The following is a 24360-nucleotide window of genomic DNA, read 5'->3' as shown; positions in this document are numbered from 1 at the left end:
TTTCGAGGCTGGTGCCCGGGCGGCGCGGCTCGTAACGTGGGGATATGGCCATCTCGCTCGTGAACGTCGGCATCGCTGTCCGGGACATCGAGGAGACGATCGCGTTCTTCACCGACCTCGGCCTGACGGTGGCCGGGCGCGACACGGTCAGCGGCGAGTGGTCCGACACCGCGGTGGGCCTCGACGGCAACCACGCGAAGATCGCGATCCTCACCACGCCCGACGGCGCAGGGCAGCTCGAGCTCTTCGAGTACCTGCACCCCGACGCCATCGAGACCACGCCGACCCTGCCCAACGAGATCGGGATGCACCGGGTCGCGTTCTCCGTCGACGACATCGACGAGGCGCTCGCCGTCGCCGCCCGGCACGGCTGCCATCCGCTGAGGGGCGTCGCCACGTACCTCGACCAGTACCGGCTGACCTACCTCCGCGGACCGAGCGGAATCATCGTGATGCTCGCCCAGGCGCTGCAGCCGGCGGAGTGACCGCCCTCGTGACCGGTGACTCCGCGACACCGCTCGGCCGGCTCGCCGGATCGACCCGGGTCGCCGGATTGGCTCGGGTCGAATGAATTCCGGTGCCGATCGGGCGGTGCCGAATCTGCCGTCGCGAGATCTCGGGCGCACCGAGGCGTTCTACGGGGCCTTCGGGTTCGGGCGGGTGTTCCGCGACGAGGGATGGCTGATCCTGGCCCGCGGCTCGGTGCAGCTCGAGTTCTTCCCCGAGCCGGGTCTCGATTCGTACTCGAGCGGGGTCATGTGCACCGTTCGGGTGGGCGACGTCGACGAGCTCTATGCGGCGATCCGGGCATCCGGTGTGCCCGAGGCGACGGTCGGGATGCCGCGGCTGCACCCCGTGCGCCGGCAGGACTGGGGGCTGCGAGCCGGGTTCCTGATCGACCCCGACGGCACGCAGCTGACGCTGATCGAGCAGCCGCCGGAGGGGTGAATCCGTCGCGCGGGGGATGCGCGGGCCGCACGCTTCTTCGTAGCGTGGAGGCATAAGCGGATCGTCGGACAGCACCTCGCAGCAGCACGTCGCCACCGGGGTCGTCTTCTTCGTGCTCGCGGCCGCGCTGTGGCTCACGATGGACAACTGGCTCGTCGGGGTGCCGTTCGCGACGCTGGCCGTGGCGATGATCTTCTGGGGCACGCGGCACGCCTGGCGGCAGACGCCCGACCGCGACCCGGGGGATGACGACCCGGTGGGGCCGCCCGCCCGGCCCGACCGGCCCTAGGCGCCCGGCGCGACCCGGCGCACGATCTCGTCGCCGAGGTGGCGGAGGAAGGTGCCGTCCTCCCCGGCGGCCCACCGCTTCGCGACCAGGTTCGCGGGATGCGGTCAGGCGAGCTCGGTGACGAAGCCGATCGTGTTGCCGTCGAGGTCGGTCAGGCTGAAGAACTCGACCACGCCCTCGAAGCGCTCCAGCGCGGAGACCGCGAGCCCCTTGCCGGCCAGCTCCCCTCGCAGGCCGCCGGCATCCGCCACGCTGATGTTCACCGTCAGGCCCGCGTGCCCCGCCCGCTCGGGCGCGGTGGCCAGCTGCAGCCAGAACGCTCCGAGGTCGAACTCGACGAGCCCCTCCATCGGCACCAGATCGGGCTCGCCCAGCCCGAACGCCGCCCGATACCACTCGACGGCCCTCCCGAGGTCTCGCACGGGCACGCCGACGGTCACCGCTCTCGCTTCCATGCGCCCACGCTAGTGGCCGCCGGTTCTCGTCGCATCGGCTGGTGACGGATGCTCGGGCGGCGCTAGGCTCGCGCCATGTCCGGTGCCGCCGCCCTGCTGTTCGTCGTTCCGGTCGTGCTGCTGGGGGTGGGCGCGGCGACGGTGTGGCTGGGCGTGCGCGGGGCGCGGCGGCCGGCGGCGGGGGCGACGGCGCGACCGCTCAGGGGCGCGGGCGTCCGGCCGGCGGGGGTCGTCGCGGTGGCGGCGCGGGTGGTCGCGGGGATCGGGACGATCGGGTTCGCCGTGCTCGCGCTGTCGGTGCTGTGGAGCGAGCAGCAGTACGGGATCGTCATCCTGCCGATCGCCGCCCTCGTGGGAGCGGCGCTGTGGAACGGGGTGCTGCTGTCGGTCGCCGCGATCGCGACCGCGGTCGCGCGCCGTCCTGGGCCGCAGCCCGCCCGGGACCGGTGACGGCCTGGCCCGGTGAGCGAAGGCGGTCCCACGCCGTCCTCGGCAGCAGCCCGCGCGGGACCGCTGACAGCCTGGCCCGGTGACAGCCCGGCCCGGTGACGGCCTGGCCCGGCGACGGCCTGGCCCGGTAAGCGAACGCGGACAGGCTCGGCCGTTGACCTCCCCCGAACGGGGGTGGTAGTTTGGCCCGCAATCGGGAAAGGGCTTTCCGGTGATTGGGGTTCAATGATGAATCGATTCAAACGAGCGGGACGGGCGGGACTGGTCGGGGTGACCGCCGCCGCACTCGCTCTGACCGCCGCGCCGGCCGCGTTCGCCGCGGCACCGGCCGAAACGGCAACGGGAACGGCGTCGGCGACGGCGACCACGACGGGGGCAGCACCCACCGCAGCCGCCCCCGGCACCCCCCGCCTGGAGGCACTCGACCGCGGCCTCGTCGCCGCCGCCACGAGCGACGGCGTCTTCCTCAGCTGGCGCCTGCTGAAGAGCGAGGCCTACGGCGCGAACGACACCGGCCTCACCGGCGCCGACTTCGCCGTCTACCGCGACGGCGCGAAGATCGCCGACGTCACCGACAGCACGAACTTCCGCGACCCAGACGGCACGGCGGCGAGCAGCTACACCGTCGCCCCCGTGCTCGGCGGCCAGGTGGGCGCCCAGAGCGCCACGGCGACAGCGCTGACGGGCAGCACCAGCGGCACGAGCGACGCCGTCGCGAGCATCCCGCTCACGAAGCCCGCCGACGGCGTCACCCCCGCCGGCGAGGCCTACACCTACTCCGCGAGCGACACCTCGGTGGCCGACGTCGACGGCGACGGCGCCTACGAGTTCATCGTCAAGTGGGACCCGTCCAACGCCAAGGACGTCTCCCAGGTCGGCTACACCGGCACCGTCTTCCTCGACACCTACGAGCTCGACGGCACGCTGCTGAACCGCATCGACCTCGGCGTGAACATCCGCGCCGGCGCCCACTACACCGAGTTCATGGTCTACGACTTCGACGGCGACGGCCGCGCCGAGCTCATGACGAAGACCGCTCCCGGCACGAAGTCGACGGGCTACGCCGACGGTGCCGTCACGAACGACGCCTTCGTCACCCTCCCCGAGTCCGACGTCGCGGCCGGCTACGGCAACGACGACGACTACCGCCTGAGCGCCGCCGACTACGCCGACCACCTGGTCGAGGTCTTCCAGGGCTGGTCGACCCGCCCCGAGGTCGTCGACGGCACCTGGCCGGCCACGCTCGAAGAGGCCTTCGGCATCCCCGTCACCCACGACTACCCCCTCAGCGAAGCGGATGCGCGCGAGCTCGTCGACCATTTCATCGACGTCTACGCGCCCTCCCGCAGCGCCCGCAACGCCCTACGGAACTTCGAGGGCTTCATCCTCGACGGCCCCGAGTACCTCACGGTCTTCGACGGAGCCACCGGTGCCGAGCTGCAGACCGTGCCGTACACCCCCGGACGCACCGACGACGGGCTGCTCTGGGGCGACTACTCCATGTCGCGGATCGAGCCCGGCAACCGGGTGGACCGCTTCCTGGCGGGTGTCGCGTATCTCGACGGCGAGCATCCGTCTGCCGTGTTCGCCCGGGGCTACTACACCCGCGCGACCGTCGCGGCCTGGGACTGGGACGGCGAGAACCTCGCCCAGCGCTTCCTCGTCGACAGCGGCTTCGTGCCGATGTCGAACCCGTTCAACGACTCGCCGCACGGCCGCGAGGGCACGAGCCCGGAGTGGGGCCGGCTGACGACGCAGGGCTTCCACTCGCTGAGCGCGGCCGATGTCGACGGCGACGGCAAGCAGGAGATCGTGTACGGCTCGGCGACGCTCGACGACGACGGCAGCCTGCTCTACAGCTCCTACGACACGCTGCCCGAGGGCAGTGCGGCACCCGGCACCGAGGCGAAGCTCGGCCACGGCGACGCCATGCACGTGGCCGACATCGACCCGGCGCGACCGGGCCTGGAGATCTTCACCGTGCACGAGGGAGCCGCCTACGCGCCCTACGGCTACGCGCTGCGCGACGCCGCCACGGGTGAGCTGATCTACGGCGAGTACAGCGGGAAAGACACCGGTCGCGGCATGGTCGGCGACGTCGATCCCACCGTTCCCGGGCTCGAGACCTGGGCCACGCGCCTCCGCTCGGCGTCGGGTGAGAGCCTCGGCACGGCGATCCCGGGCACGAACCAGTCCATCCGCTGGGCGGGCGACCTGACGACGCAGCTGCTGAACGGCAGCGGTGACGCCACCCCGACGATCGACGACTGGACCCGCGGTCGCCTGCTCACCGCCACCGGTGAGCGCACGAACAACGGCACCAAAGGCACGGCGAACCTCGTCGCCGACGTGTTCGGCGACTGGCGTGAGGAGCTGATCCTGCGCTCGGCCGACTCGAGCGCGCTGAACATCCACGTCAGCACCGAGGTCACCGCGCACAAGCTGTACACGCTGATGCACGACCCGCAGTACCGGGTCGAGGTCGCGCGGCAGAACACCACCTACAACCAGCCGAGCTACACCTCGTTCTACCTCGCGTCCGACATGGCGTTCGCGAACGTGCCGCTCGCGGCGCCGCCGATGCCGGTCGCGGCACCGGGCATCGGCGTCGACGGTGCCGGCGTGAACGTGACCTGGAAGGCGCCGGCCTCGCCCGGCACCTCCCCGCTCACGGGCTACCGGGTGACGTTGATGAGCGCTGACGGTTCCGGTTCGCCCCTCGAGACCACGGTGGGGGCGGATGCTCTGCGAGCCTCCTTCGCCGCCGCCTCGGTGCCGGCCGGCTCCTACACGGCCACCGTCGTGGCGCTGAGCGACCTCGGCCCGTCGGCGGCCTCGGCGCCCTCGGCGACCGCGGTCGTGACCGGATCCCAGCCGGTGCGCCTCGGGGTCAACGCGAAGTCGCAGTGCGTCAACGGCACGGCCCACGTCGCCGTGTACGCGTACAACGACTCGGGCCGGCCCGCCGACGTGCGGCTGTCGGTGCTCGGCACCGACAAGAAGGTGACCGCGGTGGCGGCCGGCAAGGCGGCGTACTCCCTGGTCGGCTCGGGCGCGGTGACGGTCGCGGCCGGAACGGCGAGTGTCACGGCGTACTCGTTCGTCGACGGAGTGGGGTACCACTCGAGCTACTCGGTGCCGTACGCGGCGCTGAGCTGCAAGTAGCGGCAGCCTTCACGCACGGATTCCCGCCGCCGACGCCTCCTCGGGCTCGGCGGCGGGAATCCGTGCGTCTACCGGGGGTGCGCCGGTCGGGCGGCTGATGGGATGATGGGGTATGGCCAAGAAAGCGCTTACCGGGCAGGGGATCGACGGGATCGTCGACGGCGCGCATCCGGGCCGCACGGTGCTGCACCTGCTCGGGATGCACCGCCGCCGCGTGACCGTCGCCGTGCTGTTCTTCGTGCTGAAGGACATCCCGCTCTGGCTCCTGCCCGTCATCACGGGCGCCGTGATCGACATCGTGGTCGACGGCGGGCCGATGAGCTCGCTCGCCATCTGGACGGCCGTCGCCCTCGTGGCGCTGCTGCAGAACTACCCGAACCACGTGATGTACACGCGGCTGTTCATGACCGCGGTGCGCCAGATCGGCGCCGACCTGCGCAACGGACTCGCGTCCCGGCTGCAGAACCTGTCGATCGGGTTCCACTCGCGGGCCAGCTCGTCGGTGGTGCAGACCAAGGTGGTGCGGGACGTCGAGAACGTCGAGCTGATGCTGCAGCAGACCGCGCATCCGCTGCTCTCGTCGACGATGGTGCTCGCCGGTGCCGTCACGATGACGGCGATCAACGTGCCGGCGTTCCTGCCGGTGTACGCGCTGACCATCCCGATCGCGGTGATGCTGCGCTACGTCCTCGGCAAGCGCTCGGCGCGGCGCAACGAGACGTTCCGGCGCGAGATGGAGACCTTCTCGTCGCGGGTCGGCGAGATGGCGACGCTGATGCCGATCACGCGGGCGCACGGGGTCGAGGGCACGGCGGTGCGGCGGGTCGCGCAGGGGGCCGAGGGCGTGCGCACCGCGGGGTTCAGCCTCGACCTGCTGAACGGGCGGTTCGCGTCGCTGTCCTGGGTGAGCCTGCAGCTGCTCGGGGTGGGCTGCCTCGTGCTCGCCGCGTGGGTGTCGATCAGCGGCTGGCTGCCGATCACGGCGGGACAGGTCGTGCTGCTGAGCTCGTACTTCGCGCTGCTGACCAGCAGCATGACGAGCCTGCTGATGCTGCTGCCGATCGTGGCGCGCGGCACGGAGTCGATCCGGTCGATGGCGGAGGTGCTGCAGGATCCGGATCTCGAGCACAACGAGGGCAAGGTCGCAGTCGAGCGGGTGGCGGGCGAGCTGGAGCTCGACGACGTGTCGTTCCGGTACCCCGGTGCCGAGACGGACTCGCTGAGCGGGATCCGGCTGCACGTGCATCCGGGGGAGACCATCGCCTTCGTCGGGTCGAGCGGGTCGGGCAAGTCGACGATGCTGAACCTGGTGCTGGGGTTCCTCCGGCCGGCGTCGGGGCGGGTGCTGCTCGACGGGGTCGACATGGAGACGCTCGACCTGAGGTCGTTCCGGCGGTTCGTGTCGGTGGTGCCGCAGGAGTCGGTGCTGTTCGAGGGGTCGATCCGGGAGAACGTGGCCTACGGGCTCGGGCCGGTGTCCGACGAGACGGTGCGGGCGGCGCTCCGCGACGCGAACGCGCTGGAGATCGTGGCGTCGCAGCCCGAGGGCTGGGACACCGTCGTCGGCGAGCGCGGCGCCCGGCTCTCGGGTGGTCAGCGGCAGCGCATCGCCATCGCGCGGGCGCTCGTGCGCGACCCGCGGGTGCTGCTGCTGGACGAGGCCACGAGCGCGCTCGACCCCGAGTCGGAGGCCGCCGTGAAGGAGGCGCTGGCGCGGCTGATGCGGGGGCGCACCACGCTGGTGGTGGCACACCGGCTGTCGACCATCCGCTCGGCCGATCGCATCGTGGTGCTCGAGCGGGGGCGGATCGTGGAGGTCGGCTCGCACGACGAGCTGCTCACGGCGGGGGGCCGCTACGCGGAGCTGCACCGGGTGCAGTCGGCGTAGGGGCGCGTCAGGGGCCGGCGGCGCCGGTGAGCGGATGCGCGGCCGAGCTGTCGCGGAGCCGGCGGGTCAGGCGCCCTGTGGTGAGCTGTGCGGAGCCGGCGCGTCAGGCGCGGCGTGGTGTGCTGTCGCGCACCACGACCGAGGTCGCGACGGGGGAGCCGGCCGACACGGCGGCGGCGTCCGCGTCCTCGAGGGCGAGGCGGAGCGCCGTGCGGCCGACCTCGACGAGCGGCACGGTCACCGTCGTGAGGGTGGGCCAGACGTCCTGCACCGTGGGGATGTCGTCGAACCCCGCGACCGCCACGTCCGCCCCTGGGGTGAGCCCCGCATCCCGCAGCGCCGACAGCGCGCCGACCGCCATCACGTCGTTCACCGCGAAGACGGCCTCGTTGGGTTGCAGGCCGGCGGCGATCAGCGTCTGCATGCCCTCGTAGCCGCCGTCGCGGGTGAAGGCGCTCTGCACCACGCGGTCGGCCTCGACGCGGATGCCCGCCCGCTCCAGCTCGGCCGTGAAGCCGTCGAGGCGGTCGGCGGCCGTCTTCAGCTCGCGATTGCCGGTGAGCACCGAGAAGCGGCGGTAGCCGAGCTCCACCAGCGACGCGGCGAGAGCGGACGCCCCCGAGGCGTTGTCGATCTGCACCGTGCGGAAGCCGAGCTCGTTGCGGCTGATCAGCACGACCCGCCCGCCGGCCCGCTCGTAGTCCTCGAGCTCGCTCTTCAGCGCGGCCTGCGACGGATCGCCCTCGCGCCGCGAGCCGGCCAGGATGATGACCTTCGGCCGCTGCCCGCGCAGGGTGCGCACGATCTCGAGCTCGCGCTCGGAGTCGCGCTCGGTGGCGGCCATCGTGACGATCAGGCGCCCCTGGTCGGCCTCGGCCACCACCCCGGCCGCGATCGAGGAGAAGTACGGGTCGGTGATGTCGGCGACCACGAGCGCCACGGTCATCGTGCTGCCGCGGGCCACGGCCTGCGCCGAGAGGTTGGGGGAGTAGTTCAGCCGCGCCGCCGCGTCGAGCACCTTGCTGCGGTAGTCGGCGTTCACCGTGCGGCTGCTGCCGTTCAGCGAGCGGGACGCGGTGGCGAGCGACACCCCGGCCGCGCGGGCGACGTCTTCGAGCGTCGCGGGCGAGCTGCGGCGCGGGCCCGCGTCGAGCGGGGGTGCCGTGGGGCCGTCGGGGGTGTTCCCGGTCATGCGTTCCTCCGGTGCCGGATGGCGCGGGCGGTCGTTGCCCGAGCGATCCCGATGCTATCGCGACCCCGCCGCCCCGCCCGGGACGTTTGCCCTCTCAGCGCGCCCCTGGTACAACTTGGGATAGCGCTTTCTCGCAGCCGGGCGGCTCTCGACGCAGTCGGCTCCCGGATGATCGGCAAGCGCTTTCTCGAACGCGACGGCGCGCAGGCGCCAGAACCAGGAAGAGCGCCATGGCCCAGACCGAACGCTACGCACTCATCGGAACGGGCGGCCGGGCCGACCTCTACGTGCGCGGGCTGACCGGCCCGCACGCCGACGTCGCCGAGCTCGTCGCGTGGAGCGACGTGAACCCCGGCCGCCTCGACGTCTACGAGCGCCAGGTGACGGCGGCGGGCATCCGGGCACCGAAGCGCTACACGCCCGACCAGCTCGAGCGGATGATCGTGGACGAGCGCATCGACCGCGTGATCATCACCACCCCCGACTTCACCCACGCCGACTACGTGGTGCGGGCGCTCGAGGCCGGCGCCGACGTGGTCGTGGAGAAGCCGCTGACGATCGACGTCGAGAGCGTGCGCCGGATCGCCGCGGCGATCGAGGCGACCGGCCGCGAGGTCATCACGACGTTCAACTACCGCTACTCGCCGCGCAACAGCGCGCTGCGCTCCGTGATCGCCGACGGCACGATCGGCCGGGTCACCGCGGTGCACTTCGAGTGGGCGCTCGACACGGTGCACGGGGCGGACTACTTCCGGCGCTGGCACCGCGACAAGGCGAACTCGGGCGGGCTGTTCGTGCACAAGGCCTCGCACCACTTCGACCTGGTGAACTGGTGGATCGCGGCGACCCCCGTGCGGGTGTTCGCGAGCGGCGGCCTGCGCTTCTACGGGGCGGCGAACGCCGCCGAGCGGGGGCTCGGCGAGCGTCCGGCCCGCGGCACCGGGGTGACCGGCGACCCGTTCGCGCTCGACCTCACGGCCGACGCCCGGATGAAGGAGCTCTACCTCGACAACGAGCACCACGACGGCTACCTGCGCGACCGCGACGTCTTCGACCCGGGCATCACCATCGAGGACAACCTCGCGGCCCTGGTCGACTACGACTCCGGTGCCACGTTGAGCTACTCGCTGAACGCGCACTCGCCCTGGGAGGGCTACCGGGTCTCGGTCAGCGGCACCGAGGGGCGGGCCGAGCTCGAGGTCGTCGAGCGCGGCGCGGTGCTGATCGGGGAGGACGGGCGCGTGGTCGTCGACCCGAGCGCCAACCCCGGCTACTCGCCGGAGGACGACGTGCGCCCCGACTCGGAGCGCCTCGTCGTGCAGCGGCACTGGGAGGGCGCGCGCGTCGTCGAGATCCCCGAGGGCATCGGCGGGCACGGGGGTGGTGACGCGTACCTGCTCGACCACCTCTTCCACCGGGTCGCGGTCGACGAACCGCTGGGGCGCGTCGCGGGCTTCGCGGACGGCGTCAAGGCCGTCTCGGTCGGCATCGCGGGCAACCTCTCGCTCGCGACGGGCGAGCCGGTGCGCATCCCCGACCTCCGCCTCCTCGGCTGAGCCGCCGGGCCTGCTCGGGCCGGCCTGCGTGGTACCAGCAGGGACAGGCGGCGGGTCGTCGACGCCCGTAGATTCGCTGCGACGGGCGCGTGGGGCGCCCGGAGGAAGGCGTGTCGATGACCAGCGATCCCACCGTGTCTCCGGCGGCGTCCACCGCCTCGGCCACGGCGCCGGGCTCGGCCACGGCGGCGCGGGTGGGGGCGCTGGCGCCGCTCGGGGTGCGCATCTTCCGGTGGCTGTGGATCGCCGGGCTGATCAGCAACATCGGCGGCTGGATGCAGACCGTCGGAGCCCAGTGGTTCCTCGTCGAGCAGAACGCCTCGCCCGCGGTGATCGCGCTGGTGTCGACGGCGTCGGCGGCGCCGGTGCTGCTGTTCGGCATCCCGGCCGGCGTGCTCGGGGAGTTCGCGAACCGGCGGCTGCTCCTGATCGGGGTGCAGAGCGTGCAGGCGCTCACCGCCCTCGCCCTGGCGCTGCTCACCGCGGCCGGGGCGATGAACCCCGTGCTGCTGCTCGCGCTGACCTTCGCGCTCGGCACGGCCTCGGCCGTGCAGCTGCCCGCCTACCAGGCGATCGTGCCCGAGATCGTGCCCACCAAGCTGATCGCGAACGCCGCCTCGCTGTCGTCGATCGGGGTGAACGTGGCGCGGGCCATCGGTCCGGCGCTGGCGGGGCTGGCGATCGCGTCGCTCGGCATCCCGTTCGTGTTCGCGCTGAACGCCGCGAGCTTCGCGGGGCTGCTGCTGGTGCTCGTGCTGTGGCGGGGCTACCGGCCGCCGAAGACCGATCGCGAGCCCTTCTTCTCGGCCACCCGCGCGGGCCTGCGCTACGTCGCGCACGCCGGCGTGGTGCGCCGCCTCTACCTGCAGCTGCTGCTGTTCATCGTGCCGGCGAACGCGCTCTGGGCCCTGCTGCCGGTGCTGGCGGATGTTCGGCTGAAGCTCGACTCGAACGGCTACGGTCTGCTGCTGGCCGCCCTCGGGGTCGGCTCGATCGGCGGGGCGTTCCTCATCCCGAAGCTCCGGGACGTCTGGGGGACCAGCCGGCTGATCGTGGCGACGAGCGCCCTCTACGGGCTCGGCATCGCGGGGGTCGCGCTCTCGGACGCCCTGCTGATCACCCTGCCGGTGCTCGTGCTGGTGGGCCTCGCCTGGATCGGGGTGATCGCGACGCTCAACGGCACGGTGCAGTCGTTCCTGCCGGCGTGGGTGCGCACCCGGGGGCTGTCGGTCTACCAGCTCGTGCTGTTCGGCGGCACCGCGCTCGGCGCGACGATCGCCGGGGCGCTCGGCACGTCGATCGGGGTGGTCGTGACCGTCGTGGGCGCGGGCGGGGTGGTGGTGCTGACCGCCGTGTGGCTGCTGTTCCGGCCGCTGCTGCCGACCTCTGGCAAGAGCCGGGTGCTCGCACCGATGCCGCTCACCGATGTGCCGCCGGTCGAGCTGCCGGCCGGGCCCGACGACGGCGACCCGCTCGCGGATGCCCCGGGTGCCCCGGGCGCCTCGAGCACTCCGGGTGCCCCGGGCGCCCGCCCGCCGCTCGATCCCGACGGCAGCACCCTCGTGATCGTGCGGTACGAGATCGCCGACGCCGACCGCATCCGCTTCCTCCAGCTGATGCGGCGGGTCGAGCAGAGCCGGCGCCGCACCGGGGCGCGCACCTGGACGCTGTACGACGACCGCGAGCATCCGGGATTCATCGTGGAGGCCTTCACGGTCGGCTCGTGGCGGGAGCACCTCAGCCAGCACCGCACGCGCACCACCGGCTGGGACTCCGAGATCAGCGACGCCGCCCGGGCGCTGTCGCGGTCGGGGGTCACGGTCGACCACCTCGTCTCGATCGAGGTGCCCCGCCACCTGCTCGCGGCCGACGCTGACGCGCCGGCGCCCGGAGCCGCCGCCGCACCCGCGCCCGCACCCGCCGCACCCGAGGAACCCACCGCCGAGGAGAAGCCATGACCGACGCCGCCTTCGACCCGCTCGACTTCGCCATCGTGCCGCCCCGCACCTTCGAGGAGCTCGAGGTCGGCGAGGTGTTCCGGGCGCCGAGCCGCACCCTGACCGACGCCCACGCCTCGGCCTTCCAGGCGGTCTCGGCCGACAACCACCCCGTGCACTACGACGAGGTCTGGGCGAAGGCCCACGGGCACTCCGCCCCCGTCGTGCACGGGCTGCAGGTGCTCGCGTTCACCGCGCCGGGCGCCACGCTCTTCCCGCATGTGATCGGCGAGGTGTTCATCGCCTTCACGGGGGTGTCGGCGCAGTTCCTCGGCGAGGTGCACGCGGGCGACACCCTCTACTCCGAGCTCGAGATCACGGCGCTCACCCCCGAGGGCTCGAACGGCGTGGTCACGGCACGGGTGACGGTGCACAACCAGCGCTCCGAGGTCGTGCTGGCGGGGGAGCACACGTACCTGCTGAGGCGCAGCCGCTGATGCGCGGCCTCGCTCCGAGAGGCCACCGCCGGGCATCGGCCGCACCGGGGTGCGGCACCCGGCCCTTCGACCACCGTCGAGCATCCGTCGACGACACCACCAACCGGGAGACACCATGAACCAGCCCGACGCGGCCGCGATGACCGTGACCACCGACGTGAGCTACGGCGAGGCCGGCGGCACGCCGCTGCTGCTCGACTTCTACCACCGCGATGCCGACGGGCCGGCCGACGACGAGCGGGCGGCGATCGTGCTCATTCACGGGGGCGGGTGGTTCCGCGGCGACAAGTCCAAGGAGCCGCCGCTCGCCGCGACCCTGGTCGAGGCCGGCTACCTCGTGGCCGTGCCCGACTACCGCGAGGCGCCGCAGCACACCTTCCCGGCGAGCCGCGACGACGTGCTGACGGCGTACCGCTGGCTGCTGGCGTCGGAGCAGCGCTTCGACCGCGGGCGCGTAGCGTTCTTCGGCGGCTCGGCGGGCGGCAACCTCTCGGTCGAGGCGGGGCTGGCGACGGGGCGCCCGGCGGTCAGCTGGTCGGGCATCTTCGACCTCGCGGGGATCGTGGCGGCCACCGACGGCACCATCGCCGAGCCCACCCAGCAGGATCTCGACGCCATGAAGAGCGCCGACATCAACCAGACCGGGCCCGACGACGCGTTCCTGCGCTTCACCGTGCTGCAGGAGGTCGGCGGCGACCGCTCCCTGCTCGCCGAGGCCTCCACCACGGGTCATGCGACCGCGGCGGCCGGCCCGGTCTACCTCGCCAACTCGCTGAACGAGTTCGTGCCGGTGCGCGACCCGCAGGCGATGCAGCAGGCGCTCTCGGCGGTCGGCGTGGCGAGCACGCTGCAGCTCGTGCCGGGCACGCACCACGCCGAGGGGTACACCCCCGCGGCGATCGGGCAGACGCTCGCGTTCCTGGCCGACGTACTGGCACCCGCCCCGGCCCCCTGAGCTCTGACGCCCGGCGTCAGCGCAGGGTGCGGCCGGGCGAGGGGTGGCGCGGCCGGTTGCGGGGCACGCGGGCGCGGATGTCGGCCGCCACGAGCGACAGGTCGGCGCCGAGCTGGTGGCCGCCCGTCGTGGTGCGGGTGACGGCGCCCGGCAGGGCGGTCGCGTAGAGGTCGCGGTGGGCGAAGGGCACGATCTCGTCGTCCTCGCTCGCGTAGAGGAGCAGCCCGGCCGAGGCCGGCAGGCGCTCGGCGAAGTCGTCGGGCAGTTCGAAGCCGTCGAAGGTCCAGTCGGGGTCGCCGCCCGGGTAGGGGGCCGCGATCACGGCGACGAGGGCGACGGGCTCGTCGGCGGCGGATGCCCGCGCGGCCAGCGCCTTGAGCAGCAGGTAGCCGCCCGCCGAGTGGCCCACGAGCACCACGGGCGGGTGCGCCGCGTCGATGGCCTCGCCGATCATCCGGAGCCAGCCGCTGTCGCCCGAGTCGTCGTCGACCGGCAGCCGCGGCACGGTCACCGCGTAGCCCGGGCCGAGCCGGCGGGCGAGGTCGTCGGCGAGCAGCGAGTCGGCCTCGAAGGCCCCCTCGCCCGCGCCGTGCAGGAACACCACGTCGATCGGCCGCGCATCCATGCCGACACCCTAGGCGCGGCGGCGGCCGAGGGGAAGATCGCCGCGAGCGCCCGGCTCAGCCGAGCGTCAGCACCCCGTCCACCCGCCGCGGGATGCCGAGCGGGTTCGACTCGCGCAGCTCGGCCGGCAGCAGCGCCTCGGGCGCGTCCTGGTAGGCGACCGGGCGCAGGAAGCGCCGCAGCGCCGTCACCCCCACCGAGGTGTGGATCGACGTCGTCGCCGGCCACGGCCCCCCGTGCTGCTGCGACCACGTCACCGCGACCCCGGTCGGCCACCCCGCGAACAGCACGCGCCCGGCGATCGCGGTCAGCGCGTCCACGAGCTCGTCCACCGGCTCGCCGGGCTCGGCGTGCAGGGTGGCCGTGAGGCTCCCGCCGATCGCGGCGATCAGGGCGAGCGCCTCGTCGCGTCCGTCGTACTCGATCACGAGCGTGGCCGGGCCGAAGCACTCCACGAGCAGCGCCTCGGGGTCCTCCCGCACGGTCGAGGCCGTCGTCTCGAACACGGCGACGGATGCGCGGCCGCTCTCCGCCGCCGCCACCGACGCCGCCTCGCCGCCCACGACGACCCGCACCGACGGGTGGGCACCGAGGGCCCGCACCCCGTCGCTGAAGCCGGAGGCGATGGCGGCCGAGAGCATCCGCGGCCCCTCGCCGGCGCCTTCACCGAGGATCTCGGCCAGCCGGTCGGCGAACCCCGAGCCGCTCGGCACGAGCACGACGCCCGGCTTGGTGCAGAACTGGCCCGCGCCGAGGGTGAACGAGCCGGCGAGCCCCTCGGCGAGCTCGTCGGCACGGGCCTCGAGGGCGGCGGCGGTGATGAGCACGGGGTTCAGGGCGCTGAGCTCGCCGTAGAACGGGATCGGATCGGGGCGCGCGGCCGCCAGGTCGAACAGGGCGCGCCCGCCGTGCAGCGAGCCCGTGAAGCCGATCGCGCGCACGGCGGGGTGGGTCACGAGTGCGGTGCCCGCGTCGCGGCCCTCGATCAGCGCGAAGGTGCCGGCCGGGGCGCCCGCAGCGGTCAGCGCGGTGTCGACGATCTCGGCGGTGCGGTGCGAGAGCAGCGGATGCGCGGGGTGCGCCTTCACGATCACCGGGCATCCGGCGGCCAGGGCCGAGGCGGTGTCGCCCCCGGCGATCGAGAAGGCGAAGGGGAAGTTCGACGCCCCGAAGACGCCCACCGGGCCGAGGGGGCGGAGCATCCGGCGGAGGTCGCCGTGCGGCGGCACCGCGGCGGGGTCGGCGTGGTCGATCGTGGCCTCGAGGTAGGAGCCCTCGACGACGGCGTCGGCGAACAGGCGCAGCTGGGCGGTGGTGCGGGCGAGCTCGCCGGGCAGACGGGGGCGGCCGAGGGCGGTCTCGCGGTCGGCGAGCTCGACCAGCTCGTCGGCGGCGGCGTCGAGGGCGTCGGCGGCGGCGCGCAGCCAGCGCGCGCGGTCGGCGGCGGGGGTGGCGACGAGGGCGACGGAGCCGCGGCGGGCCCGCTCGGCGATCGCGTCGAGCTCGGCGGGCGAGGTGGTGGGCTCGTGGACGAGGGTCATGGGGTGTCCGTTCGCGGGGTGGGGGTGGGTTCGGGTGTGGAGGCGGAGGCGGAGGTGGAGGTGGCCGTGGCGGCGGCGCGGGCCGGGTCGGGGGTGAAGCGGAGGCCGAGGCCCGGGTGGTCGGTCACGTGCATCCGGTCGCCGTCGACGACGACGGGGGAGGGATCGGCGAGGATGCCGAGGTGCGCGAAGCCGGCGTCCTCGACCGCCTCGACGAGGGGGCGGGACACCGTGGGCGGGAAGGCGGCGGCGAGCTGGCCCGAGAGCTCGAGCAGGAGGTGCGGGGCGACCTCGACGTCGTGGGTGCGGGCGAGGGCGGCGATCTGCTGGAAGGGGGTCACGCCGCCGACGCGCACGGCGTTCGGCTGCAGCACGTCGACGACGCCGGCGCGCAGGAACTCCTCGACGCGGTAGCGGGTGTGCACGTTCTCGCCGAGCGCGATCGGCACGGACGTGCGGGCGCGGAGGGTCTCGTGGGCGGGGAGGTCGTCGGCGCGGAGGGGCTCCTCGATCCAGCGGAGGTCGAACTCGGCGAGGGCGTCGAGGGCGCGCACAGCGCGGTCGAGATCCCAGCGCTGGTTCGCGTCGATCATCAGGCGGCGGTCGGGGCCGATCACCTCGCGCACGGCGCGCACGCGGGCGACGTCGTCGGCGAGCTCGGGGCTGCCGACCTTCATCTTCACGGCCTGGAAGTCAGCGCTGACCCAGCGCTCGGCCTGGGCGACCAGCTCGGGGAGGGGGTAGTGGAGGTTGACGCCGCTGCCGTAGACCTCGGGTTCGGAGGGGGCTTCGTCGTCTCCGGGCGCGTCGCGCAGCATCGCCGTGAGGGGCCGGTCGGTGCGGCGGCCGGCGAGGTCCCAGAGGGCGAGGTCGAGGCCGGCCATCGCGATCGTGGTGAGCCCGCCGGATCCGGCCTCGTGCAGGTGCGCCCAGAGCTCGGGCCAGAGGGCCTCGGGGTCGGTCTCGCGGCCGACGGCGAAGCGGGCGATGTCGTGGTCGAGGAGGGCCTGGGCGGCTTCGGCGCCGATGGAGGGTGTCCACGAGAATCCGAAGCCCTGGGCGCCGTCGGTGTCGCGCACGGTGGTCTCGACGATCGCGATGGATGTGACGTCAGGGCCCCAGGGGCGGTGGAGCGGCACGCGGATGAGGCGCGTGGTGAGGCTCTCGAGGCGGGCGGTCATCGTGGGGCGGGGGCGGCGGCGGGCGTCGCTGTGCGGCCGGCGGGCTCGGTGTGTTCGGCCGACGGTGCGGCAGCACCCGCGGCGGTCAGCTCGGCGGCCAGCGCCAGGCCCGCGTCGAGGAGGGCCGTCAGCCGCGCCTCCTGCTCGGCCGTGGGGTCGACGAGCGGTGGGCGCACCGAGCCGACCGCCAGCCCCCGGAGGCGCAGCCCCGCCTTGATCAGCGACACCCCGAACCCGGGCGTCTCGTCGCGCAGCCGCACGAGCGGCACGTAGAACTCCTCCAGCAACCGCAGTCGCGTCTCCTCGTCGCCCGCGGTGTAGGCGGCGTAGTGCAGCGCCGCCAGCTCGGGGATCATCGCGAACGCCGCCGACGAGTACAGCGGCACGCCGATCCCGCGGAACGCCCCTTGCGTCAGCTCCGCCGTCAGCAGCCCGTTGAAGAACTGCAGCTCGCGGCCGGTGGCGCGGGCGGCCAGCACGATCTCCTGGGTCGCGCCGATGTCGCCCGTGCCGTCCTTGAAGCCGATGACCTGAGGATGCGCGGTGAGGCGCCGCACGGCGTCCGGCGTGTAGCGGGCGGTGCCCCGGTGGTAGAGCACGACGGGCAGCGAGGTCGCGGCGAGCACGGCCTCGACGTAGGCGACGAGCCCCTCGGTGGTGCCCGAGACGAGGTAGGGCGGCAGGAGCAGCAGGCCGTCGGCACCGGCGGCCTCGGCGCTCCGGGCGTTGTCGATGGCGTGGCCGAGCGGTCCGCCGGCGCCGGCGAGCACGGGCACGCGGCCGGCGACGGTGGTGACAGTAGTGCGCACGACGTCCTCGACCTCGCGGGCGCTCAGCGCGTGGAACTCGCCGGTGCCGCACGCGGGGAACACCGCACCGGGCCCGAACGGCAGGCGGCTGGCGACGTGCTCGGCGAGCATCCCGTGGTCGACACCGCCGTCGGCGCCGAACGGGGTGACGGGGAAGAACAGCACCCCGTCGAACGCGAGTGGCCCGGGAGTGGCGGGGGTGGGGGCGTCGGCGTCGGCGTCGCTCATGATCGCGCTGCTCTCTCTTCGGGGGTCTGGGTCGGGGTCTTGGTCTTGGTCTGGGTCGATGTCGATGTCGATGTCGGCGCGGTGGCGGATGCGGCCCGGGCGTTCGGGAGCTCGGTGCGCCAGGTGCGCGTGGGGCGCCAGCCGAGCATCCGCTCTGCCTTGGCGATCGAGAAGACGGGGGCGCCCGGGCCGAGCGCGTCGGCCGCCTCGCCGAGGGCCGGGGCGTGCTCGCGCCAGAGGGACGCGACCGGTTCGACCGCGAGGGCGTCGGCGGCGCCCACGAAGAAGCACTCGCCGTCGATCGCGGCGGGGTCGGCGCGGAGCCAGACGTCGACGAAGTCCGCGGCGTCGCGGGCGTCGACGTAGTTGAACAGGCTCACGGCGGCCAGGGCCGGGTCGCGCAGCCGTTCGAGCACGGTGTGGCCCTGCTGGGTGGGGGCGCCGGCCCACTCCTCGGGGGAGATGACGTAGCAGGGGCGGAACGAGCCGAACACGTGGGGGGAGGTGCGGGCGAACATCCGCACCTCTTCTTCGAGGACGGCCTTCGACAGGGCGTAGGCGTGGGCCGGCGCGATGGGATGGGCCTCGTCGAGCGGGAGGGAGCGGGGGCGCCAGGCGGGCAGGGTGTAGCCGAGCACGGTGGGGCTGCTGGCGACGAGGGTGCGGGCGATGCCGGCGCGGTCGGCGGCGGCGCAGACGGTGTAGGCGAGGGCGGTGTTGGTGCCGAGGATCTCGAGCTCGGGGGCGCTGAACGGCACCGCGATCGCGGCGAGGTGCACGACGGCGTCGGGGCGCAGCTCGGCGAGCAGGGCGTCGAGGGCGGCGGCGTCGCGGAGGTCGAGGTGGTGCTCGGCGTAGGTTTCAGCGACTGCTCCAGGTGCGGGGCCGTCCGGCGCGGCCGGGGCGCGGTCGAGGCCCGTGACGCGGTGGCCGTGCGCCAGGAGGCCCGCGACGACGCTGCGGCCGAGGCGGCCCGATGACCCGGTGACGACCACGTGCATCCGCTTCTCCTCCTGCGTCGACGATGATGCCGCGGCTCACCCGGCCCGGCCGCAGCAACGAGCGCCGATTCGGGAAACCGCTTTCTCGCACGAGCCTAGGCGAGCGCTGGCCCCCACGGCAACCGCGCCGCTACAGTGAGTAAGCGATTTCCCACTCGAGATCGCGCGACGACACGAGGACCGGATGGCCGCCAGAACCAGACCCGCCACCATCGCCGACGTCGCCCTGCGCGCCGGCGTCTCCCAGGCCTCCGTGTCGCGGGTGCTGAACGGCAAGCAGAACGTCGACCCCGCCATCGCCGCCCGCGTGCACGACGCCGTCGCGGACCTCGGCTACACCCCGAGCATCGCCGCCCGCAGCCTCGTGCACGGACGCAACGACACCGTCGCCATGGTCGTGCCCGACCTCGAGAATCCGCTGTTCCAGGGCATCCTGAAGGGCCTCAGCCTCGCCGCCGCGGCCGACGGCTACCGCGTGCTCGTCGCCGACACCGCCGAGCAGGCCGGCGAGGAGGCCGCGATCGCCCGCGAAGCCCGCCACCGCTGCGACGCCATCGTGCTCTGCGCCCCGCGGATGCCCGCCCCCCAGCTGCGCGCCCTCGCCCCCCTGCTCGCGCCGGCCGTCGTGGTCAACCGCAGCCTCGACGACCCCGCGGTGCCCACCGTCGGCGTCGACTACGCCCGTGGCATGCGCGATCTCGTCGAGCACCTCGCGGCCCTCGGCCACACGCGCCTGGTCTACCTGGCGGGCCCCGAGGCCAGCTCGTCCCAGGCCGAGCGGATGCGCGGCCTCCGCGACGCCGTCACCGCCCACCCCGGGGTGACGGTCGACACCCTCCCGTGCGGCTCCCGCATCGACGACGGACACCGGGCCGGCGAGGCGGCCGCCGCCGCGGTGCGGGCGGGCGCGACCGCGGTGATCGCGTTCAACGACCTCGTGGCGCTGGGGCTGATGCCGCGGCTCGTCGAGCTGGGGCTCCGCATCCCCGAGGACGTCTCGGTGGCCGGTTTCGACGACGTGCCGCTCGCGCGCTACGCGACGCCGCCGCTGACGAGCATGTCGGTGCCGCGCAGCGAGCTCGGCGCGCAGGTCTGGTCGCGGCTTCGGGCGCTGATCGCGGGGGAGCCCTCGGAGCACGCGCTGCTCTTCCGCCCGCGCCTCGAGCACCGCACGAGCACGGCGCCGCCGTCACCGGCCCGGCGTCTGGCCGGCGTGCGTGAAGCCCTCCTCGCCGAGTCGGAGCTGCCGGCGTGAGTGCTGTGACACGCGCCGCCGACCGCGCCTCAAAGCGTGAGCGGCTTCTTGCGCTGCTCGACGAGCGCGGCGCCGAGGGGCTGGTGCTGAGCTCGCACGCGGCTGTCACGTGGTACCTCGACGGGGCGCGCACGCACGTGTCGTTGATGGGCGACCCGGTGGCGGCGGTGGTGGTGCGGCCGGGTGGCGACGAGATCCGGCTGTTCGAGAACGAGGCCGAGCGGATGCTCGCCGAGGAGCTCCACCCCGACGACGCCGCCCAGGTGACGCGGGTGCCCTGGCACGAGCCGCTGCTGCCCGCTGGGCTCGTCGGCCCCACGCCCGGCCGTGCTTCCGCCCTCACGCCCGGACTGGCTTCCGGCCCCACGTCCGGCCGGGCTTCCGGCCTCATGCTCGGCCGCGGGCTGTTGCGGGAGAGCGACGTCGCCGGCGAGCTGCGGGCCGCGCGGGCGTCGCTGCTGCCTGGTGAGCTCGGGCGGTACCGGCGGCTCGGCGCCGAGGTCGCGGAGGTGCTGACCGACGTGGCGGAGGCGGTCGCGCCCGGGAGCAGCGAGCGGGACGCGGCCGCGATGCTCGCCGGGGGGCTCGTGTCGCGGGGCATCGACCCGGTCGTGGTGCTGGTGAGCGGGAGCGCGCGGGTGCGGCACCGGCATCCGCTGCCCACCGACGGGCCGCTCGGGGAGCGGGCGATGCTCGTCGTGTGCGGGCGGCGGCACGGGCTGATCGCGAACGCGACGCGGTGGGTGGAGTGGGAGCCGGCAGTCACCGCGAGTGGCGGGCGCGCCGGGGCGGGCGCGGCGTCGGGCAGCCGGCGGTCGGGGCCGGGTGCGACTCACGCGGGTTCGGGCGGGGAGGCGGAGCGGGGGGTGCTCGAGGTCGAGGCGGCGTTCTTCGACGCGAGCGTGCCGGGCGCGAGGGTGGGGGAGGTGTTCGCCGCGGGGGCCGCCGCTTACGCGGGCGTGGGGCTCGACGGGCAGGAGTGGCGGCGGCACCATCAGGGCGGCCCCACAGGCTACGCCGGCCGCGACCCCCGCGCCTCGTTCGGCGTCGAGGACGTCGTGCAGACGAACCACGCCTTCGCCTGGAACCCGAGCACTCCGGGTGCCAAGGTGGAGGATACGGTGCTCGTCACCGCCGCCGGCATCGAGCCCCTGACGGTCGACCCCCGCTGGCCGGTCGTCGAGGTCGCCGGCCGGTGGCGACCGGTACCGCTCCGTCGCTGATCGTGTACATTCGGATGCGGATAGCGCTTTCCAGGAGGCGCGACGACACCTGACCGACGACGACAGGAGACGCGGTGGCCGACATCAGGATCACCGAGGCCGCCGACCGCATCCTCCTGGCCGTCGCCGCACCGCCACTCGCCTCGACCGCCGCCGCGGGCGCGCCCGCCGCCGCCTCAACCGCCGCAGCCGCAACCGCGCCGGCCGCGGGAACGCTCGTGCTCGCCGAGTACGTGATGCGGCCCGCCGACCCGCAGCTCGAGTCGCCGCGCCCGTACTTCGCCCCGCTGCGCACCCTCGCCGGCGACGTCGTCACCGACCTGCGCCCCGCCGACCACGTCTGGCACAAAGGACTGTCCTGGTCGCTGCCGGTCGTCGGCGACGAGAACTTCTGGGGCGGCCCGAGCTACCGCCGCGGCCAGGGCTACGTGCAGCTGCCCAACAACGGTCGCCAGCGCCACCTCGGCTTCGACCGCCTCGACGACGGCCCCCGCGCCCGTGTCACCGAACGCCTCGACTGGATCACCGAGGACGGCCGCACCCTCTTCGACGAGACCCGCCGCCTCACCGCCGAGATCATCGACGACACCGCCTGGCTGCTCGTCTTCGACACGGTCATGACCAACCGCACCTCCGCGCCCGTCGCCCTCGGCTCCCCGACCACCGAGGGCCGCCCGAACGCCGGCTACGGCGGCCTGTTCTGGCGCGGCCCGGCCTCCTTCACGGGCGGCCGCATCCTGGCACCGAACGCCTCGGGCAGTGCGGGCGACGGCAGCGCGGGCGCCGACGAGCTCCGCGGCACGAGGTCGCCGTGGCTCGGCTTCGTGGGCGAGCATCCGGATGCCCGTTCCTCGACGATCGTGATGGTCGACCTGCCCGGCAACCCGCGGCATCCGACGCCCTGGTTCGCCCGCAGCGAGGAGTACGCCGGACTCTGCCCCGCCCCGTTCTTCGACGAGGAGTGGGAGGTGGCGCCCGGGGCGGACCTGCACGCGCGCTACGCCGTCGTGCTCGCCGACGGAGCCCTCGACCCGGAGGGCGCCGCCCGGCTCGCTGCCCGCGCCCTCACCCTCGCGACGAAGGAGTCCCCGTGACCCATCCCATCCCCACCGGCGGCGGCCTCGAGAACGAAAGCGCGACCGCCCGCCCGCTCCGCGCCGGCATCGTCGGCACCGGCGGCATCTCCGAACTGCACGCCCAGGCGCTCGCCGCCTACGACGGAGCCGAGCTCGTGGGCGTCGCCGACCTCGACGCCGAGCGGGCGCGGGCCTTCGCCGAGCGCTGGAGCCGCGCATCCGGCCCGCTCGTCGAACCGGTCGCCGACCTCGACGCCCTGCTCGCCCTCGACCTAGACGTGCTGCACGTCTGCACGCCGCCCGCAGTGCACGCCCAGCAGGCGCTCGCCGCTTTCGCGGCCGGGGTGCACGTGGTCTGTGAGAAGCCCGCGGCCCTGTCGCTCGACGAGCTGCAGACGATGACGGACGCGGCCGCCGCGGCCGGCCGGCAGCTCGCCATCGTCTTCCAGCAGCGCACCGGGACCGCGACCGCCCACGTGCGGGGCCTGCTCGCGGCCGGATCCCTCGGCCGCCCCCTCGTCGCCACCTGCCAGACCCTCTGGTACCGCCCGCAGAGCTATTTCGACGTGCCCTGGCGCGGCACCTGGGCGAGCGAGGGCGGCGGTCCGACGCTGGGGCACGGCATCCATCAGATCGATCTGCTCGCGCACCTGCTCGGCGACTGGGCGAGCGTGTCGGGGCAGCTCTGGCGGCTCGGCCGCGAGACTGAGACCGAGGACGTCTCGACCGCCGTGCTGACGTTCGCGAACGGGGTCGTGGCGTCGGTGATCACGAGCGCGCTGTCGCCGCGCGAGGTCAGCTCGGTGCGCATCGACACCGAGCTCGCCACCGTCAGCGTCGACCACCTCTACGGGCACGGGCACGAGAACTGGCGCATCACGCCGGCGCCGGGCGTCGAGGCGCCGCCCGAGTGGGAGCTGCCGGAGGTGGAGGAGGGCAGCGGGCACGTGCCGCTCGTGCGAAAGGTCTACGACGCGCTCCGCTCGGGCTCTCCGCTGCCGGCGGTCACCGCGGCGCCGGCGCGGTCGCTCGAGATCGTGACGGCGCTCTACTCGTCGGCGGCGACGGGCCGCACGGTCACGCCCGCGACCCTCCGCGACGACCCGGCGCGCCTCCGCTCCCTCGAGAGCCCGGTCACCGACCTGCGCCCGGTCGCCGACCTGCGCCCGTGACCGGCGCCTTCCCGAGCCCGCTGTTCCGCGACCCGGTCACCGACGGCGCGGCCGATCCGACGGTCATCCGCCACCACGAGACGGGCGAGTGGTGGATGTTCTACACACGCCGCCGCCCGGCCGACACCGGCCCCGGGGTGACGTGGGTGCACGGGTCGCGCATCGGGGTGGCGCGATCGCCCGACGGGCGGCACTGGCGTGCGGCGGGGCTGGTCGAGGGCCTCGACCCGGACGCGGGGCCGAACACGCACTGGGCGCCCGAGGTCGTCCACGACGGCACCCGCTACCGCCTGTACCTGTCGTTCATCGAGGGCGTGCCCGATCGGTGGGACGGGCACGCGCGGCACATCGTCGAGTACCAGAGCCCCGACCTCGAGCGCTGGACGCGCATCCGCTCGCTGCCCCTCTCGTCGGACCGCGTCATCGACGCCTGCGTCGCCCGCTGCCCCGACGGCCTCTGGCGGCTCTGGTACAAGGACGAGGCGCGCGACTCGACCACCTGGGTCGCCTCGAGCCCCGACCTCGGCGACGAGCACGAGTGGCGCGTCGAGGGCGAGGCCGTCGGCGGCCGTCCACACGAAGGCCCCAACGTGTTCGAGCTCGGCGGGTGGTGGTGGATGCTCGTCGACGAGTGGCGCGGATTCGCCTCCTACCGCTCCACCGACGCCGTCACGTGGACCCGCCAGGGCGGCCCCGACGCCGTGCTCCTCGGCGCGGCGCCGGTCGGCCGGCACGGTGACGTCGTGGTGGAGGGCGACACGGCCACCCTCTACCACTTCATCCACCCGCACTGGACGGGTTCGGAGATCGACGCCGCTCCGACCCCGGCGTCCCGCACCACCTGGCTCGAGGCGGCCCCCCTCACCGTCCGTGCCGCCACCCTTCTCGTGGGGGAGGGGCGCGTTCTATCGTGAGGGG

The 24360-nt window shown here is 74.0% G+C and carries 22 protein-coding genes; 15 read left to right on the top strand and 7 right to left on the bottom strand.

Annotation, left to right across the window (positions count from 1 at the left end; translation table 11 throughout):
* Positions 1-44 precede the first annotated feature (44 nt).
* The 3 genes from ITJ64_RS17435 to ITJ64_RS17425 all read left to right on the top strand — a co-directional run bounded on the left by ITJ64_RS17435 (position 45) and on the right by ITJ64_RS17425 (position 1237).
* On the top strand, positions 45-485 hold the full coding sequence (locus tag ITJ64_RS17435) for a VOC family protein (protein ID WP_194681937.1): 441 nt from the start codon (positions 45-47) through the stop codon (positions 483-485).
* A gap of 82 nt (positions 486-567) precedes the next feature.
* Positions 568-948: a bleomycin resistance protein gene (locus ITJ64_RS17430; protein WP_194681936.1), complete on the top strand. Its 381-nt coding sequence runs from the start codon at positions 568-570 to the stop codon at positions 946-948.
* A 112-nt stretch (positions 949-1060) separates the two neighbouring features.
* On the top strand, positions 1061-1237 hold the full coding sequence (locus tag ITJ64_RS17425) for a hypothetical protein (RefSeq protein ID WP_194681935.1): 177 nt from the start codon (positions 1061-1063) through the stop codon (positions 1235-1237).
* 104 nt (positions 1238-1341) lie between these two features.
* On the opposite strand, the gene ITJ64_RS17420 is transcribed toward ITJ64_RS17425, so the two are convergent.
* Positions 1342-1692 (bottom strand): VOC family protein, encoded by a 351-nt coding sequence (locus tag ITJ64_RS17420; RefSeq protein WP_194681934.1) that lies wholly within the window; start codon positions 1690-1692, stop codon positions 1342-1344.
* Between the two features lie 75 nt (positions 1693-1767).
* On the opposite strand from ITJ64_RS17420, the gene ITJ64_RS17415 reads away from it, so the two are divergent.
* The 3 genes from ITJ64_RS17415 to ITJ64_RS17405 all read left to right on the top strand — a co-directional run bounded on the left by ITJ64_RS17415 (position 1768) and on the right by ITJ64_RS17405 (position 7195).
* Positions 1768-2142, top strand: a complete 375-nt coding sequence (locus ITJ64_RS17415; protein WP_194681933.1) for a hypothetical protein — start codon at positions 1768-1770, stop codon at positions 2140-2142.
* 225 nt (positions 2143-2367) lie between these two features.
* Positions 2368-5307 (top strand): rhamnogalacturonan lyase, encoded by a 2940-nt coding sequence (locus tag ITJ64_RS17410; protein ID WP_370545250.1) that lies wholly within the window; start codon positions 2368-2370, stop codon positions 5305-5307.
* Between the two features lie 112 nt (positions 5308-5419).
* Complete coding sequence (locus ITJ64_RS17405; protein WP_194681931.1) at positions 5420-7195, top strand: ABC transporter ATP-binding protein; 1776 nt, start codon at positions 5420-5422, stop codon at positions 7193-7195.
* Between the two features lie 103 nt (positions 7196-7298).
* Here the strand turns inward: ITJ64_RS17405 and ITJ64_RS17400 are convergent, their stop codons facing one another.
* A complete protein-coding gene (locus ITJ64_RS17400) occupies positions 7299-8387 on the bottom strand; it encodes a LacI family DNA-binding transcriptional regulator (RefSeq protein ID WP_194681930.1) in 1089 nt (362 codons plus the stop codon).
* A 230-nt stretch (positions 8388-8617) separates the two neighbouring features.
* Between ITJ64_RS17400 and ITJ64_RS17395 the strand changes: the two genes are divergently transcribed.
* The 4 genes from ITJ64_RS17395 (at position 8618) to ITJ64_RS17380 (ending at position 13332) form a co-directional block, all read left to right on the top strand.
* Positions 8618-9943 (top strand): Gfo/Idh/MocA family protein, encoded by a 1326-nt coding sequence (locus ITJ64_RS17395; protein ID WP_194681929.1) that lies wholly within the window; start codon positions 8618-8620, stop codon positions 9941-9943.
* 116 nt (positions 9944-10059) lie between these two features.
* The gene (locus tag ITJ64_RS17390; RefSeq protein WP_194681928.1) at positions 10060-11901 is read left to right on the top strand and encodes an MFS transporter; all 1842 of its coding nucleotides are present in this window, start codon (positions 10060-10062) and stop codon (positions 11899-11901) included.
* Complete coding sequence (locus tag ITJ64_RS17385; protein ID WP_194681927.1) at positions 11898-12377, top strand: MaoC family dehydratase; 480 nt, start codon at positions 11898-11900, stop codon at positions 12375-12377. The genes ITJ64_RS17390 and ITJ64_RS17385 overlap by 4 nt, the downstream gene beginning before the upstream one ends.
* A gap of 115 nt (positions 12378-12492) precedes the next feature.
* Complete coding sequence (locus tag ITJ64_RS17380; protein ID WP_194681926.1) at positions 12493-13332, top strand: alpha/beta hydrolase; 840 nt, start codon at positions 12493-12495, stop codon at positions 13330-13332.
* 16 nt (positions 13333-13348) lie between these two features.
* On the opposite strand, the gene ITJ64_RS17375 is transcribed toward ITJ64_RS17380, so the two are convergent.
* The 5 genes from ITJ64_RS17375 to ITJ64_RS17355 are packed head-to-tail and all read right to left on the bottom strand — an operon-like array spanning position 13349 to position 18716.
* The gene (locus ITJ64_RS17375; protein ID WP_194681925.1) at positions 13349-13957 is read right to left on the bottom strand and encodes an alpha/beta fold hydrolase; all 609 of its coding nucleotides are present in this window, start codon (positions 13955-13957) and stop codon (positions 13349-13351) included.
* 55 nt (positions 13958-14012) lie between these two features.
* Positions 14013-15497 (bottom strand): aldehyde dehydrogenase (NADP(+)), encoded by a 1485-nt coding sequence (locus ITJ64_RS17370; protein ID WP_194681924.1) that lies wholly within the window; start codon positions 15495-15497, stop codon positions 14013-14015.
* Complete coding sequence (locus ITJ64_RS17365; protein WP_194681923.1) at positions 15494-16678, bottom strand: mandelate racemase/muconate lactonizing enzyme family protein; 1185 nt, start codon at positions 16676-16678, stop codon at positions 15494-15496. Before ITJ64_RS17365 ends, ITJ64_RS17370 begins: the two co-directional genes overlap by 4 nt.
* Positions 16675-17715: a 5-dehydro-4-deoxyglucarate dehydratase gene (locus ITJ64_RS17360; protein ID WP_194681922.1), complete on the bottom strand. Its 1041-nt coding sequence runs from the start codon at positions 17713-17715 to the stop codon at positions 16675-16677. The genes ITJ64_RS17365 and ITJ64_RS17360 overlap by 4 nt, the downstream gene beginning before the upstream one ends.
* Positions 17712-18716 (bottom strand): NAD(P)-dependent oxidoreductase, encoded by a 1005-nt coding sequence (locus ITJ64_RS17355; RefSeq protein ID WP_194681921.1) that lies wholly within the window; start codon positions 18714-18716, stop codon positions 17712-17714. Before ITJ64_RS17355 ends, ITJ64_RS17360 begins: the two co-directional genes overlap by 4 nt.
* Before the next feature lie 184 nt (positions 18717-18900).
* Between ITJ64_RS17355 and ITJ64_RS17350 the strand changes: the two genes are divergently transcribed.
* The 5 genes from ITJ64_RS17350 (at position 18901) to ITJ64_RS17330 (ending at position 24356) form a co-directional block, all read left to right on the top strand.
* Positions 18901-19971, top strand: a complete 1071-nt coding sequence (locus ITJ64_RS17350; RefSeq protein WP_194681920.1) for a LacI family DNA-binding transcriptional regulator — start codon at positions 18901-18903, stop codon at positions 19969-19971.
* Entirely contained in the window at positions 19968-21194 is a 1227-nt protein-coding gene (locus ITJ64_RS17345; RefSeq protein ID WP_370545249.1) for a M24 family metallopeptidase, read from the top strand. The genes ITJ64_RS17350 and ITJ64_RS17345 overlap by 4 nt, the downstream gene beginning before the upstream one ends.
* Before the next feature lie 74 nt (positions 21195-21268).
* Complete coding sequence (locus ITJ64_RS17340; protein WP_370545248.1) at positions 21269-22288, top strand: PmoA family protein; 1020 nt, start codon at positions 21269-21271, stop codon at positions 22286-22288.
* Entirely contained in the window at positions 22285-23442 is a 1158-nt protein-coding gene (locus ITJ64_RS19420) for a Gfo/Idh/MocA family protein (RefSeq protein WP_370545247.1), read from the top strand. Before ITJ64_RS17340 ends, ITJ64_RS19420 begins: the two co-directional genes overlap by 4 nt.
* The gene (locus ITJ64_RS17330) at positions 23439-24356 is read left to right on the top strand and encodes a family 43 glycosylhydrolase (RefSeq protein ID WP_194681919.1); all 918 of its coding nucleotides are present in this window, start codon (positions 23439-23441) and stop codon (positions 24354-24356) included. Before ITJ64_RS19420 ends, ITJ64_RS17330 begins: the two co-directional genes overlap by 4 nt.
* Positions 24357-24360 lie beyond the last annotated feature (4 nt).

This window comes from Herbiconiux sp. VKM Ac-1786, assembly GCF_015350805.1.
In the GTDB taxonomy this organism is placed as follows: domain Bacteria; phylum Actinomycetota; class Actinomycetes; order Actinomycetales; family Microbacteriaceae; genus Herbiconiux.
The sequence above is the reverse complement of the archived record's forward strand: the minus strand, read 5'-3'. Positions and strand labels throughout refer to the sequence as shown.